12 protein-coding genes are annotated in these 12,907 nt (G+C 72.8%); 9 read left to right on the top strand and 3 right to left on the bottom strand.

Annotated elements, in window-relative coordinates:
* Nucleotides 1-9 precede the first annotated feature (9 nt).
* On the top strand, nucleotides 10-2,502 hold the full coding sequence (gene pepN / locus KZJ41_RS16055) for an aminopeptidase N (RefSeq protein WP_065922508.1): 2,493 nt from the start codon (nucleotides 10-12) through the stop codon (nucleotides 2,500-2,502).
* Between the two features lie 51 nt (nucleotides 2,503-2,553).
* Here the strand turns inward: pepN and KZJ41_RS16050 are convergent, their stop codons facing one another.
* Both KZJ41_RS16050 and KZJ41_RS16045 read right to left on the bottom strand, forming a co-directional pair.
* A complete protein-coding gene (locus KZJ41_RS16050; protein ID WP_006936971.1) occupies nucleotides 2,554-3,048 on the bottom strand; it encodes a MarR family winged helix-turn-helix transcriptional regulator in 495 nt (164 codons plus the stop codon).
* 79 nt (nucleotides 3,049-3,127) lie between these two features.
* Nucleotides 3,128-4,186, bottom strand: coding sequence for an NAD-dependent epimerase/dehydratase family protein (locus KZJ41_RS16045; RefSeq protein ID WP_006936970.1), 1,059 nt, complete (start codon nucleotides 4,184-4,186; stop codon nucleotides 3,128-3,130).
* A gap of 122 nt (nucleotides 4,187-4,308) precedes the next feature.
* On the opposite strand from KZJ41_RS16045, the gene KZJ41_RS16040 reads away from it, so the two are divergent.
* A complete protein-coding gene (locus KZJ41_RS16040) occupies nucleotides 4,309-5,076 on the top strand; it encodes a dioxygenase (protein ID WP_037200939.1) in 768 nt (255 codons plus the stop codon).
* Between the two features lie 3 nt (nucleotides 5,077-5,079).
* On the opposite strand, the gene KZJ41_RS16035 is transcribed toward KZJ41_RS16040, so the two are convergent.
* Complete coding sequence (locus KZJ41_RS16035; RefSeq protein WP_065922509.1) at nucleotides 5,080-5,550, bottom strand: peroxiredoxin; 471 nt, start codon at nucleotides 5,548-5,550, stop codon at nucleotides 5,080-5,082.
* Between the two features lie 58 nt (nucleotides 5,551-5,608).
* On the opposite strand from KZJ41_RS16035, the gene KZJ41_RS16030 reads away from it, so the two are divergent.
* The 7 genes from KZJ41_RS16030 to KZJ41_RS16000 all read left to right on the top strand — a co-directional run bounded on the left by KZJ41_RS16030 (nucleotide 5,609) and on the right by KZJ41_RS16000 (nucleotide 12,872).
* Nucleotides 5,609-7,192: an anthranilate synthase component I gene (locus KZJ41_RS16030; RefSeq protein ID WP_006936967.1), complete on the top strand. Its 1,584-nt coding sequence runs from the start codon at nucleotides 5,609-5,611 to the stop codon at nucleotides 7,190-7,192.
* Nucleotides 7,189-7,878, top strand: a complete 690-nt coding sequence (locus KZJ41_RS16025; RefSeq protein WP_065922510.1) for a TIGR02234 family membrane protein — start codon at nucleotides 7,189-7,191, stop codon at nucleotides 7,876-7,878. The genes KZJ41_RS16030 and KZJ41_RS16025 overlap by 4 nt, the downstream gene beginning before the upstream one ends.
* Nucleotides 7,879-7,957: 79 nt before the next feature.
* Nucleotides 7,958-8,767, top strand: a complete 810-nt coding sequence (gene trpC, locus KZJ41_RS16020) for an indole-3-glycerol phosphate synthase TrpC (protein WP_006936963.1) — start codon at nucleotides 7,958-7,960, stop codon at nucleotides 8,765-8,767.
* 124 nt (nucleotides 8,768-8,891) lie between these two features.
* Nucleotides 8,892-10,151, top strand: coding sequence for a tryptophan synthase subunit beta (gene trpB / locus KZJ41_RS16015; RefSeq protein WP_044475995.1), 1,260 nt, complete (start codon nucleotides 8,892-8,894; stop codon nucleotides 10,149-10,151).
* On the top strand, nucleotides 10,148-10,957 hold the full coding sequence (gene trpA / locus KZJ41_RS16010; RefSeq protein ID WP_006936959.1) for a tryptophan synthase subunit alpha: 810 nt from the start codon (nucleotides 10,148-10,150) through the stop codon (nucleotides 10,955-10,957). Before trpB ends, trpA begins: the two co-directional genes overlap by 4 nt.
* Complete coding sequence (lgt, locus tag KZJ41_RS16005) at nucleotides 10,954-12,024, top strand: prolipoprotein diacylglyceryl transferase (RefSeq protein ID WP_065922511.1); 1,071 nt, start codon at nucleotides 10,954-10,956, stop codon at nucleotides 12,022-12,024. Before trpA ends, lgt begins: the two co-directional genes overlap by 4 nt.
* A complete protein-coding gene (locus KZJ41_RS16000) occupies nucleotides 12,021-12,872 on the top strand; it encodes a TM2 domain-containing protein (RefSeq protein WP_006947040.1) in 852 nt (283 codons plus the stop codon). The genes lgt and KZJ41_RS16000 overlap by 4 nt, the downstream gene beginning before the upstream one ends.
* Nucleotides 12,873-12,907 lie beyond the last annotated feature (35 nt).

Below are 12,907 nucleotides of genomic sequence, written 5' to 3'. Positions count from 1 at the left end.
GATCGGCGTATGGCGTCCGCGAATCTGACCCGAGCCGAAACCGCCGAGCGTTCCCGGGCGGTGACGGTCCGCAGCTACCGGGTGGAACTCGACCTGCGCGGCGCCCCGGATGCCGGGAGCGCCTGTTTCGCGACCACGACGACGGTCGAGTTCACGGCAGCCGCGGACGCGACGTGGCTCGACTTCCTCGGCGCCGGCGTCGAGTCGGTCGTGCTCAACGGCGAGCCGGTGCCCGTCCGCTACGACGGCGCGCGCATCGCGCTGAGCGGCCTGCGTGAGCACAACGTCGTCACCGTCGTCGCCGCCGCGGAGTACAGCCGGTCCGGTGAGGGCCTGCACCGGTACGTCGATCCGGCCGACGGGCAGACCTACCTGTACACGCAGTACGAACCCGCGGACGCGCGACGGGTGTTCGCGTGCTTCGAGCAGCCGGATCTGAAGGCGCCGTTCACGTTCGTCGTGTCCGCCCCGGCGAAATGGCAGGTGCTGTCCAATCAGCATGTCGCCGAACGCGAGTCGATCGGCGACGCGCAGAAGGTGGTGTTCGCACCGACGCTGCCGATCTCCACCTACATCACCGCGATCGTGGCGGGCCCGTACCACCACGCCGAATCTTCTTGGAGCCGGAACGAACTCGCGGTGCCGCTCGCCGTGCTGTGCCGCGCCTCCCTGGCGCGGTACCTCGACGCCGACACGATCTTCGAAGTGACCCGGCAGGGAATGGACTTCTACGCCGACCACTTCGGCTACCCCTACCCGTTCGGCAAGTACGACCAGGTGTTCGTCCCCGAATACAACCTCGGTGCCATGGAGAACCCCGGGTGCGTCACCTTCACCGAAGCGTACGTGTTCCGCGGAGCCGCCACCGCCGCGCAGTACCAGGCCCGCGCGAACACGATCCTGCACGAGATGGCCCACATGTGGTTCGGGGACCTCGTCACCATGAAGTGGTGGGACGACCTGTGGCTCAAGGAGTCGTTCGCCGACTACATGGGCTCGCTGGTCAGTGCCGAGGCCACCGAGTGGACCGACGCCTGGGTCGCCTTCGCCAACCGGCGCAAGGCCTGGGCCTATCTGCAGGACCAGTTGCCCACGACCCACCCGATCGTCGCCGACATCGTCGACCTCGAGGCCGCCAAACTGAACTTCGACGGCATCACGTACGCGAAGGGCGCGGGAGTCCTCAAACAACTCGTCGCGTACGTGGGGCGGGACGCCTTCTTCGAGGGTGCACGGCGCTACTTCCGCCGGCACGCCTTCGGGAACACCACCCTCGCCGATCTGCTCACCGAGTTGTCGGCGACCTCGGGACGAGACCTCTCGGGGTGGGCGCGCGCCTGGTTGCAGACCACCGGCGTGTCGACCCTGATGCTCGAGGACGCGGGGGAGGGACGGTCCGCGATCGTCCAGACGCCGGCGCGGCCCCACCGGCTGGCTGTGGGCCACTACGACTTCGACGAGGCCGGCGACCTGGTCTGCCGGCAGCGGGTCGAGGTCGACCTGGAGGCCGAGCGCACACCGATCGAGTCGGCGGCCGCGCCGCTGATCCTGCTCAACGACGCCGACCTGACCTACGCCAAGGTGCGGCTCGACCCGCGGTCGCTGGAGACGGTGGAGCATTCGCTCGATCGTGTCGTCGACCCGCTGGCCCGGGGGTTGATCTGGTCGGCGTTGTGGAACGCCACCCGCGACAGCGAGCTGACCGCGGCGCGGTACCTGTCCATGGTCCGCGGATTCGCGGTGGCCGAACCGAATCCGGCCCTGCTGGCCGCACTGCTGGCGAACGCACCCTACGCGATCGAGCACTTTCTGCCCGCCGCGAGCCGGTCCCGGCAGCGTCGCGTCTGGCTCGAGGCGGCATGGACGGCCGTGTGCGCCGCCACCCCGGGATCGGGTGAGCAGCTCGCCTGGGCCCGCGCGGTCGCCGCGGCCGCCACTGTCGACGACGCCCACGCCGCCGACCTGCGCGCGATCCTCGACGGCACCGGTCCGGCACCCGCGGGGCTGCCGCTGGACCCGGATCTGCGCTGGCAGATGTGGACCGCGCTGGCGGCGACCGGGCACGCGGAGCCGGCCGATCTCGACGGCGAACTCGCCCGCGACGACACCGGTTCCGGACGGACCGCGCACCTGCGCGCCCTGGCCGCGCGACCGCTCGCCGCGGTCAAGGCGCAGGCCTGGAGTGCGGTCTTCTCCGACACGGCGCTGTCGAACGAGCACCTCGACGCCACCATCGCGGGGTTCCGGGCCGGGGCGCACCGGGATCTGATCGCCCCGTACGACGACGACTACTTCGCCGCGCTCCGGGCGGTGTGGTCCGAGCGCAGCATCGAGATCGCGCGCCGGATCGTGGTCGGTCTGTTCCCCGCCGGAAACACGCTCGGGCCGTGCGACCGGTGGCTCGACGCGCACGCCGACGCCCCGGCGGCGTTGCGGCGCCTGGTGATCGAGCAGCGCGACCATCTGGCCCGCGATCTGCGGGCCCAGGGGTTCAACGGGTGAGGGTTCGACGGGTGCGCGGCCGCGGCCACAGCGGGGGCGCACCCTGCCCGGTCAGGCCTTCCCGGTGCCGGCGGCGATGCCCTTGTCGAGCTGGGTGAGCAGCGCGGTACCGAGGTCGGTCAGCGCGGCGACCTGATCGTCGTCGAGGCCCTGGAACACCAGGGCCTGGACGGTCGCGACGTGACCGGGTGCCGCCTCGACGAGCTTGGTCATGCCGGCGTCGGTGAGCACCGCGTACGAGCCGCGCGTGCCGGGCACGCTCCGGCGGCACACCCATCCGGCGTTCTCCAGCTTGGTCACCACGTGCGACAGCCGGGACAGCGACGCGTTCGACAGCTGTGCCAGCTCGGACAGCCGCAGCCGCCGCTCGGGTGCCTCGGACAGCTCGGCGAGGACCGAGTAGTCGAAGTGGGTGAGCGCGGAGTCGCGCTGCAGCTGCGTGTCCAGCGCGGCCGGCAGGCGGGTGATCAGCGCCACCAGCTTCCGCCAGGCCCGCTGCTGGGATGCGGTCAGCCACTCGGTGTCGTCGATCTGTGCGGAGCCCACTGATGCACCGTCCTTTCTCGATCGTCCACCCTATCGGGACGGCCGGCGCGGGACGCCGGGCGTCCGTCGGGGCGGGCGGTCAGGGGCGCTGCCCCATGCCGGTGGCGACCTCGTGCAGCCGGCGGCCCACGCTGTCCTCCGCCAGCGGCGGTGTCGGCAGCCCGGCGCCGTCGCGGAGCCCGGTGAGGAACTCCTCGAGGGTGGCGCGCGGCGAGAACCGGGGAATCCACTCGAGGTCGGTGCGGGCGCGGGTGCAGTCCATGAGCGGCAGCCGCAGCACCGTGTCGACCAGGCCGGGGGAGGCGGGGGCGAGCCGTGCGTGCCAGGCCGCGGCGACGGCCGCGTGCAGCGCCGCCGGCGGGACGGGCACCGTGCGGGCGCCGAGGATCTCGGCGAGGACCTCGGCGTCGACGGGGGGTTCGGCGGCGAGGTTGAATGCGCCCCGCACCGGCCGGAGCACGGCCCGGACGTAGGCGTCGGCGGCGTCGTCGGTGTGCAGGACCTGCATCCGCAGTCCGGCGGTGCGGGGGACGACCGGCAGGGCCCGGACGAGGCGGCCGGGGAGGAGCGGCCCGGCGAACAACCGGCGCTGCGCGGTCGCGGACTCGCGCTTGAAGAGGAATCCGGGACGCATCCGGACCACCCGGATGTCGGGGTGCCGCAGTTCGAACGTGTCGAGCCAGCGTTCGAGGTACGCCTTCTCCCGCGGGTACGCCGCGCCGGGCCAGCCGTGGGTGGGCCAGCGCTCGTCGACCCGTTCGTCCTGCGGTCCCGGCGAGTAGGCGCCGACCGACGACGCGTGGACGAGGGTGGGCACGCCCACCTCGGCGACGGTCTCGAACACCCGGATCGATCCGAGCACGTTGTTGCGCCAGGTGATCTCGGGTTTGTGCGTGGGCTGGAAGAGCCAGGCGAGGTGGACGACGGCCGCCGCGTCGCGCAGCAGCTCGTGCAGGTCGTCGTCGGCGACGTCGGCGACGACGAACTCGGTCTTGCGGCAGCGCCAGTCGGTGGGGCGGCGGGCGATGCCGACCACCGATCCGACTGCGTCCTGGGCGCCGAGCGCCGCCGTGACGCTGGTGCCCACGTTTCCGGTCGCGCCCGTGACGACCACCTTCAGGCCCTCTGTTCCGGTCATGGGGGGCGGATACCCGCGCCCGCGCCGATCCATCCCCGCAGGCCGGGAACATTTCGGACGGTGCCGGTGCTGTATCGGGTAGTATTGTTGAAGCTTCAACCTTAGGAGTCCGTGTGAGCCCCATGCCCGCCCTGTTCCTCAGCCACGGCGCACCGCCCCTGGTCGACAGCGCGACGTGGGTGGCGCAGCTGCAACGCTGGGCCGCCGACCTGCCGACCCCCACCGCGATCCTCGTGGTCTCCGCGCACTGGGAGTCCGCGCCGCTGACCATCGGTGCCACCACCACCGGCACCCCGCTCGTGTACGACTTCGGCGGCTTTCCCCGCCGCTTCTACGAGGTCACCTACCCTGCGCCCGGCGCCCCCGACCTCGCACGCAAGGTGGCCGCGCTGATGCCCGACGGCGAACCGGTCGTGCAGCAGCCGCACCGCGGTCTCGACCACGGCGCGTACGTGCCGCTCACCGTCATGTACCCGGACGCGGACATCCCGGTCCTGCAGATCTCGCTGCCCACCCTCGATCCGCAGCGCCTGCTCGCGCTCGGCCGGCGGCTGCGCCCGCTCCGGGAGGAGGGGGTGCTCGTCATCGGCTCCGGCTTCACCACGCACGGCCTGCCGTTCCTGCGCGACCCGCGCCCCGAGGCCGTCGCGCCCGGCTGGTCCGCCGAGTTCGACGCCTGGGCCGCCGAGCGGCTCGCTGCCGGCGACGTCGACGGCCTGCTCGACTTCCGCACCCGGGCGCCCGGCATGCCGTACGCCCACCCCACGATCGAGCACTTCGCCCCGCTGTTCGTCACCCTCGGCGCGTCGAGCGACCCGGAGCAGGCGCCCCGGCAGGTGATCGACGGGTTCTGGATGGGCCTGGCCAAGCGTTCCGTCCAGGTGGACTGACCGTCAGTCCCGGCTCGCGCGCCGGGCCTGCAGCACCGCGAGCGCGCGGTCCGCGTGCACGCCGGGGCGCACCTCGCTGGCGATCACCTCGAGGACGGTGCGGTCGGTGTCCAGCACGAAGGTGGTCCGCTTGACCGGCGAGAGCCGGCCGAGCAGCCCCCGGCGCACCCCGAACTGCGCCGCCACCGCGCCGTCCGGATCGGACAGCAGGGGGTAGTCGAACGACTGCCGCGTCGACCACGCGCCCAACCGGTCCACCGGGTCGGTGCTGATCCCGACCCGGGTGGCGCCGACGGCGGCGAACTCGGCCGCCAGATCCCGGAAGTGGCACGCCTCGGCCGTGCAGACCGGGGTGAACGCGGCCGGGTAGAAGAACAGCACCACCGGCCCGTCCGCCAGCAGCGCGGACAGCGTCCGCGGACGGCCGTCCTGGTCGCTCGACGTGAAATCGGGGGCGATGTCACCGGCTCTCATGTCCGGCGACGCTACCGCGGCCGCGCCCGCCGCGGCAGGCCCTGGGATGATGGGCGCCATGTCCGGCGAGCCCACCACCATCCCCGCAGCGGCCCCCGACCTCACCGAGGGCGGCCGACCCGACTCCACCACCACCCGCGAGCAGTTCCGGCTGCTCGCCGCCGAGCACCGCGTCGTTCCGGTGACCCGCAAGGTGCTCGCCGACGCGGAGACCCCGCTGTCGGCGTACCGCAAGCTCGCCGCCGACCGGCCCGGCACCTTCCTGCTCGAGTCCGCCGAGAACGGCCGGTCGTGGTCGCGGTGGTCGTTCATCGGAGCCGGCAGCCCGGCCGCGCTCACCGTCGTCGACGGGGAGGCCACCTGGTACGGCCACGTGCCCGCCGGCGCCCCCACCGGGGGCGACCCGCTCGACGTGCTGCGCCGGACCCTGGAGCTGCTGCACACCGAGCGGCTGCACGGCCTGCCGCCGCTGACCGGCGGCATGGTCGGCTACCTCGGCTACGACGTCGTGCGACGCATCGAGCGGCTGCCCGAGCACGCCGTCGACGACCTGCAGATTCCCGAGACGGTGATGATGCTCGCCACCGACCTCGCCGCCGTCGACCACCACGAGGGTGCGATCACGCTCATCGCCAACGCCGTCAACTGGGACGGCTCCGACGAACGCGTCGACGAGGCCTACGACGACGCGGTGGCCCGGCTGGACCGGATGACGGCGGCCCTGGCCGCGCCCGCCCCGTCGACCGTCTCCACGTTCGCCCGGCCCGCCCCCGACTATCGGCGCCAGCGCACGACCGAGAGCTTCGGCGCCGACGTGCGCCGGCTCATCGGCGAGATCGAGGCCGGCGAGGCGTTCCAGGTGGTGCTGTCCCAGCGCTTCGAGATCGACTGTCACGCGGCGCCGATCGACGTGTACCGGATGCTGCGCGCCTCCAATCCGAGTCCGTACATGTTCCTCATGCACGTCCCCGACGGCTCCGGCGGCACGGCGTTCTCCATCGTGGGCTCGAGCCCGGAGGCGCTCGTGACCGTCGCCGACGGGGTCGCCACCACCCATCCCATCGCCGGGACGCGCTGGCGCGGCGCCAGCGAGGAGGACGACATCCTCCTCGAGAAGGACCTCCTCGCCGACGAGAAGGAGAACGCCGAGCACCTCATGCTCGTCGACCTCGGCCGCAACGACCTCGGGCGGGTGTGCGAGCCCGGCACCGTCAAGGTCCACGACTACCGGCACATCGAGCGCTACAGCCACGTCATGCACCTGGTCTCCACCGTCACCGGCCGCCTCGCCGCGGGCCGGCACGCCCTCGACGCGGTCACCGCGTGCTTCCCCGCCGGCACCCTGTCCGGCGCGCCCAAGGTCCGGGCGATGGAACTGATCGACGAACTCGAGCCGACCCGCCGCGGCATCTACGGCGGCATCGTGGGCTACCTCGATTTCGCCGGCGACGCCGACACCGCCATCGCCATCCGCTCGGCCCTGGTCAAGGACGGCGTCGCCTACGTGCAAGCCGGTGCCGGCGTCGTCGCCGACTCCGATCCGGTCTACGAGGACACCGAGGCCCGCAACAAGGCCATGGCCGTGCTCTCCGCCGTCGCCGCGGCCGGCACCCTCACCCCGTACGAGGGGGACCGCAGGTGAGCGCCACCCGCGCGCCCCGGCGGCGGGCCGGCGCGGTCGCCGCGCTGCTGCTCGCGATCGGCGCCGTCGCGCTGTGGGGCGCGAGCCGCCTGACCTGGGTGACCGTCACGTCCTCCGACGGCCTCGGCGAGGACCGGGTCACCACCCTCGTCGGCGGCACCTGGGCGGCGGCGCTGACTCCGCTCGCGCTGACGCTGCTGGCGGCCGTCGCGGCGTCGTTCGCGGTGCGCGGATGGGCGCTGCGGATACTGGCCGTGCTCGTCGCGGTCGTCGCGGTCGCCGCCGCCGTCCCGGCGGTGGGGCTGCTCGCCGGCGGCGCCGACGACGCGACCGCGGCGCGCATCGCGGAGCTGCCCGCACGCGCCGAGGTCACCTCCCTCACCGTCGCGGCCGGGCCGGCCGTGCTCGCCCTCGCCGGCGCCGTGGCCGCGCTGGCCGCCGCCGTGCAGCTGTGGCGCACCCCGCGGGCCGAGGCCGGACTGTCGTCGAAGTACGACAGCCCGGCCGCCCGCCGCGAGGCCACCACCCGCCGGGACACCGCCGACGAGCCGGTCACCGAACGCACCCTGTGGGACGCGCTCGACGCGGGCGAGGACCCCACGGTGGACGTCGCCGACGACCCGGCCGCCGATCGAGGGGGAGAGGGCGGCGCCGACGATTCGGGGACCCGCCGCACGGGCCGGTGAGCGCGCACACTACTCTTCAAGAAACTCCGATGAGTTTTCTCACATCGGATTGACAGGGGCGAAAGGACTTCGAGCCACGATGACAGTTCTCGACTCGATACTCGAAGGGGTGCGCGCCGACGTCGCCGCCCGGGAGGCGGTCCTCGACTTCGCCGCGGTCAAGGCCGCCGCTGCTGCCGCGCCCCCGCCGATCGACGCCAAGGCCGCGTTGCTCGAGCCGGGAATCGCCGTCATCGCCGAGGTCAAGCGGGCCAGCCCGTCGAAGGGGGCGCTCGCCGACATCACCGACCCCGCCGAACTCGCCAAGGCCTACGAGGCCGGCGGTGCCCGCGCGATCAGCGTGCTCACCGAGCAGCGCCGCTTCCAGGGCAGTCTCGACGATCTCGACGCCGTGCGGCGCGCGGTGCGGATCCCGGTGCTGCGCAAGGACTTCATCGTCGGCCCGTACCAGATCCACGAGGCGCGTGCCCACGGCGCGGACATCGTGCTGCTCATCGTCGCCGCGCTCGAGCAGCCCGTGCTGACGTCGCTGATCGACCGCGTCGAATCTCTCGGCATGACGGCGCTCGTCGAGGTGCACACCGAGGAGGAGGCGACCCGTGCCCTCGAGGCCGGCGCCACCGTCATCGGGGTCAACGCCCGCAACCTCAAGACCCTCGAGGTCGACAAGAGCACGTTCGCCCGCATCGCGCCGGGACTGCCGACCGAGGTCGTCAAGATCGCCGAGTCCGGCGTGCGCGGTCCCTCCGACCTGCTCACCTACGCCGGCGCGGGTGCCGACGCGGTGCTCGTCGGCGAGGGACTGGTGACCAGCGGCGACCCGCGCCACGCGGTCGCCGAACTGGTCACCGCCGGCACCCATCCGTCCTGCCCGAAGCCCGCACGCTGACCGCATTCCGGCGCGGCGCCGACGGGCCGGACCCGGCGACGGGCCGGGGCCGCCGTTGGGGCAGACTGGACGGGTGAGCACAGACGATCCCGTACTTTCCGCCAAGGGCCGCGGTCTGCCCCGCATGAGCGCCGCAGTGGCCGAGCACACCGCGCACGAACCCGACCCCGGCGGCCACTTCGGGGTCTTCGGCGGCCGGTTCGTCCCCGAGGCGCTGATGGCGGTGATCGAGGAGGTCACCGCCGAATACGACAAGGCGCGGGTCGACAACGGATTCCTCGACGAACTCGATCGGTTGCAGCGCGACTACACCGGCCGGCCCTCCCCGGTGTACGAGGCCAAGCGGCTGAGCGAACACGCCGGCGGCGCCCGGATCGTGCTCAAGCGCGAGGATCTCAACCACACCGGCTCGCACAAGATCAACAACGTGCTCGGGCAGGCCCTGCTCGCCCAGCGGATGGGCAAGACCCGGGTCATCGCGGAGACCGGTGCCGGGCAGCACGGCGTCGCCACCGCCACCGCCTGCGCCCTGCTCGGCCTCGACTGCGTCGTCTACATGGGCGAGGTCGACACCGAGCGGCAGGCCCTCAACGTCGCCCGGATGCGCCTGCTCGGCGCCGAGGTCGTCGCCGCGACCAGCGGTTCGCGCACCCTCAAGGACGCGATCAACGAGGCCATGCGCGACTGGGTCACCAATGCCCACAACACCTACTACTGTTTCGGCACCGCCGCCGGCCCGCACCCGTTCCCCATGATGGTGCGCGACTTCCAGCGCATCATCGGCCTCGAGGCGCGCGCGCAGGTGCAGGCGCTCACCGGCCGGTTGCCCGACGCCGTCACCGCCTGCGTCGGCGGCGGATCCAACGCCATCGGCATCTTCCATGCCTTCATCGACGACCCCGGTGTCCGCCTGGTCGGCTTCGAGGCCGGCGGCGACGGGGTGGAAACCGGGCGGCATGCCGCCACCATCACCGGCGGCACGCCCGGCGCGCTGCACGGCGCCTACTCCTACCTGCTGCAGGACGAGGACGGCCAGACCATCGAGTCGCACTCGATCTCCGCCGGCCTGGACTACCCCGGCGTCGGACCCGAGCACTCCTACCTCAAGAACATCGGCCGCGCCGACTACCGGCCCGTCACCGACGCCGAGGCCATGGAGGCGTTCTCGCTGCTCTCGCGCACCGAGGGCATCATCCCCGCCATCGAGTCGGCGCACGCCGTCGCCGGGGCCCTGAAGCTGGGCCGCGAACTCGGCTCCGGCGCCGTCGTGCTGGTCAATCTGTCCGGCCGGGGCGACAAGGACGTCGACACCGCCGCGCGGTGGTTCGGGCTCCTTCCCGCCGACCCCGCCACCTCCGACACGACGGAAGGATCCGCGCAGTGAGCGCCCAGCAGCCGCAGTCCCGCCTCGGTGAGGTCTTCGCCCGATGCAAGGCCGAGAACCGCGCCGCGCTCGTCGGCTACCTGCCCGCCGGATACCCCGACCTGCCGCGCTCGATCGAGGCGTTCGAAGCGCTCGTGCAGGCCGGCTGCGACATCGTCGAGGTCGGCATCCCCTACAGCGACCCGGTGATGGACGGACCCACCATCCAGGCCGCCGCCGACGAGGCGCTCACCGCGGGCTTCCGGGTGCGGGACGTGTTCCGCGTCGTCGAGGCCGTCGCCGCGGCCGGCGGCCACGCCGTCGTGATGACCTACTGGAACATCGTCCTCAAGTACGGGATCGACGAATTCGCCCGCGACCTCGCTGCCGCCGGGGGACTGGGGATCATCACCCCGGACCTCATCCCCGACGAGGCCGAGCAGTGGATCGCGGCGGCGGACCGGCACGGGCTCGACCGCATCTTCCTGGTCGCCCCGTCGTCGACCGCCGAGCGCCTCGTCATGACCGTCGACTCCTGCCGCGGGTTCGTCTACGCCACCTCCACGATGGGCGTGACCGGCGCCCGCGACGCCGTCTCCGACATGGCGCCCGAACTCGTCGCCCGGGTGCGGGAGCACTCGCAGATCCCCGTGGGTGTCGGCCTGGGCGTGCGGTCCCGGGAACAAGCCGCGCAGATCGCCGCCTACGCGGACGCGGTGATCGTCGGCTCGGCGCTGGTGGCCGCCGTGGCGCAGGGCCCCGACGCGTTGCGCACGCTCACCACGGAACTCGCGGAGGGCGTGCGCTCGGCTAGCGTGGCCACGTGACCTCCACCGCCGTACCCGCCGCCGCTACCGTCCTGGCGTATCTGCCCAGTCCACCGCAGGGGGTGTGGTACCTCGGGCCGATCGCGCTGCGGGCCTACGCCCTGTGCATCATCGTCGGGATCGTCGTCGCCATCTTCTGGGGCGACCGCCGCTGGGTCGCCCGTGGCGGCGAGCCGGGCACCGTCCTCGACGTCGCCGTGTGGGCGGTGCCGTTCGGCCTGATCGGAGGGCGCCTGTACCACGTCGCCACCGACTGGCAGAAGTACTTCGGCGCGGGCGCCGACCCGGTCGACGCGCTGAAGATCTGGCAGGGCGGACTCGGGATCTGGGGGGCGGTCGCCCTCGGCGGCGTCGGCGCCTGGATCGGGTGCCGGCGCCGCGGTGTGCCGCTGCCCGCCCTCGGTGATGCGGTGGCCCCGGCGATCCTGCTGGCGCAGGCCATCGGCCGGCTCGGCAACTGGTTCAACCAGGAACTCTACGGCCGGGAGACGACCGTGCCGTGGGGCCTCGAGATCTACGAGCGTCGCAACGACGCGGGACAGACCAGCCCGGACCTGATCGACGGGATCTCCACCGGGCAGGTCGCGGCGGTGGTGCATCCGACGTTCCTGTACGAGCTGGTGTGGAACCTGCTCGTCGTGCTGCTGCTCGTGTTCGTCGACCGGCGCTTCCGTATCGGACACGGCCGGCTGTTCGCGCTCTACGTGGCCGGCTACAGCGCGGGCCGCTTCTTCGTCGAACTCATGCGGTCCGACCCGGCCACCGAGATCGCCGGTATCCGGATCAATTCCTTCACCTCCGCCATCGTGTTCGTCCTCGCCGTCGCCTACGTCGTCTTCGCCCGCAAGGGTCGCGAAGCGCCGGAGGAACTGAAGTCCCGTCACCCGCACGGCGCCACCGCAGCCGCAGTTGCAGCCGATGCCACCGCAACCGGCGACGGGATCGGAGACGGTGGGGCGGCCGACGACGAGAAGCGGGACGGCGCATCCGGGCCCGTGGCATCGGCCGAGGCCGGCGGTAAGGTCGAGACAGGTAGGCGCAGCGAGAACGGAGGGGACAAGTCGTGACCACATCCGACGCGGGATCCCCGGACCCCACGGGCCCGGATCTGCGGAAGAAAGACGAGACGTCCGCCGGACCGGACCTGCGCAAACAGTCCGACGCCGAGGCCGCCCCCGCTGCCGGGTCGAGCGCCGCGCCGCAGGGCGGCGAGCCGGCCCCCACCGCGGAGCTGCCCACGTTCGGCGGCACCGCCGACTACGATCCGACCGCCCAGGCGTCGCTGTCCGTTCCGCCGCCCACCACCGAGTCGACCGCGCCCACATGGGGCACGGCCGGACCGGGCTGGGACACCTACTCCGGAATGGGCAACGGTCCCGGCTGGGGCACCACGCCGAGCTATCCACCGCCGTCGAGCGAAGCGCAGTACGGCACCGCACACACCGGCGGGACCGAGGCGCCGACCGGCGGGCAGTACGCCGGCAGCGGACCCGTCTACGGGGCCCCCGACCCGCAGTTCCAGAGCGGGCCGCAGCACCCGTCCCCGGGCGGGCCGGGCTACGGTCCCACCGGCGGCTACGGTCCCACCGGCTACGGCGCCTACGGCGATCCCTCCGCGCCGTACGGACGGGATCCGGCGACGGGCGAGCCCTACTCCGACAAGTCGAAGACCACCGCGGGCCTGTTGCAGCTGCTGCTGCCCTTCGTCGGGATCTGCGGGGTCGGGCGGCTCTACCTCGGAAGCACCGCGGTCGGCCTCATCCAGCTCCTGGGGCTGTGGATCGGCGGACTGCTGACCATCCTCCTGGTCGGCTTCGTGATCATCCCGGTGATCTGGGTGTGGTCCGTCATCGACGGGATCATGATGCTCACCGGCAGCGTCCGCGACTCCGACGGCCGCCCGCTGCGGCCCTGACCCACCCACCCGACGGCCGGTCGCGCCTCTCGCGC

The sequence above is a fragment of the Rhodococcus sp. 11-3 genome, assembly GCF_023704055.1.
GTDB classification, from domain to species: Bacteria; Actinomycetota; Actinomycetes; order Mycobacteriales; family Mycobacteriaceae; genus Rhodococcus; species Rhodococcus aetherivorans.
This window is presented reverse-complemented; position numbering and strand designations above follow the sequence as displayed.

Excerpts from the sequence above, each read along its gene's own strand:
- KZJ41_RS16030 (WP_006936967.1), top strand. The coding sequence starts at position 5,609 with ATGTCCGGCGAGCCCACCACCATCCCCGCAGCGGCCCCCGACCTCACC.
- trpC (WP_006936963.1), top strand. The coding sequence starts at position 7,958 with ATGACAGTTCTCGACTCGATACTCGAAGGGGTGCGCGCCGACGTCGCC.
- KZJ41_RS16035 (WP_065922509.1), bottom strand. The coding sequence starts at position 5,550 with ATGAGAGCCGGTGACATCGCCCCCGATTTCACGTCGAGCGACCAGGAC.
- KZJ41_RS16045 (WP_006936970.1), bottom strand. The coding sequence starts at position 4,186 with ATGACCGGAACAGAGGGCCTGAAGGTGGTCGTCACGGGCGCGACCGGA.
- trpB (WP_044475995.1), top strand. The coding sequence starts at position 8,892 with ATGAGCGCCGCAGTGGCCGAGCACACCGCGCACGAACCCGACCCCGGC.
- pepN (WP_065922508.1), top strand. The coding sequence starts at position 10 with ATGGCGTCCGCGAATCTGACCCGAGCCGAAACCGCCGAGCGTTCCCGG.
- KZJ41_RS16040 (WP_037200939.1), top strand. The coding sequence starts at position 4,309 with ATGCCCGCCCTGTTCCTCAGCCACGGCGCACCGCCCCTGGTCGACAGC.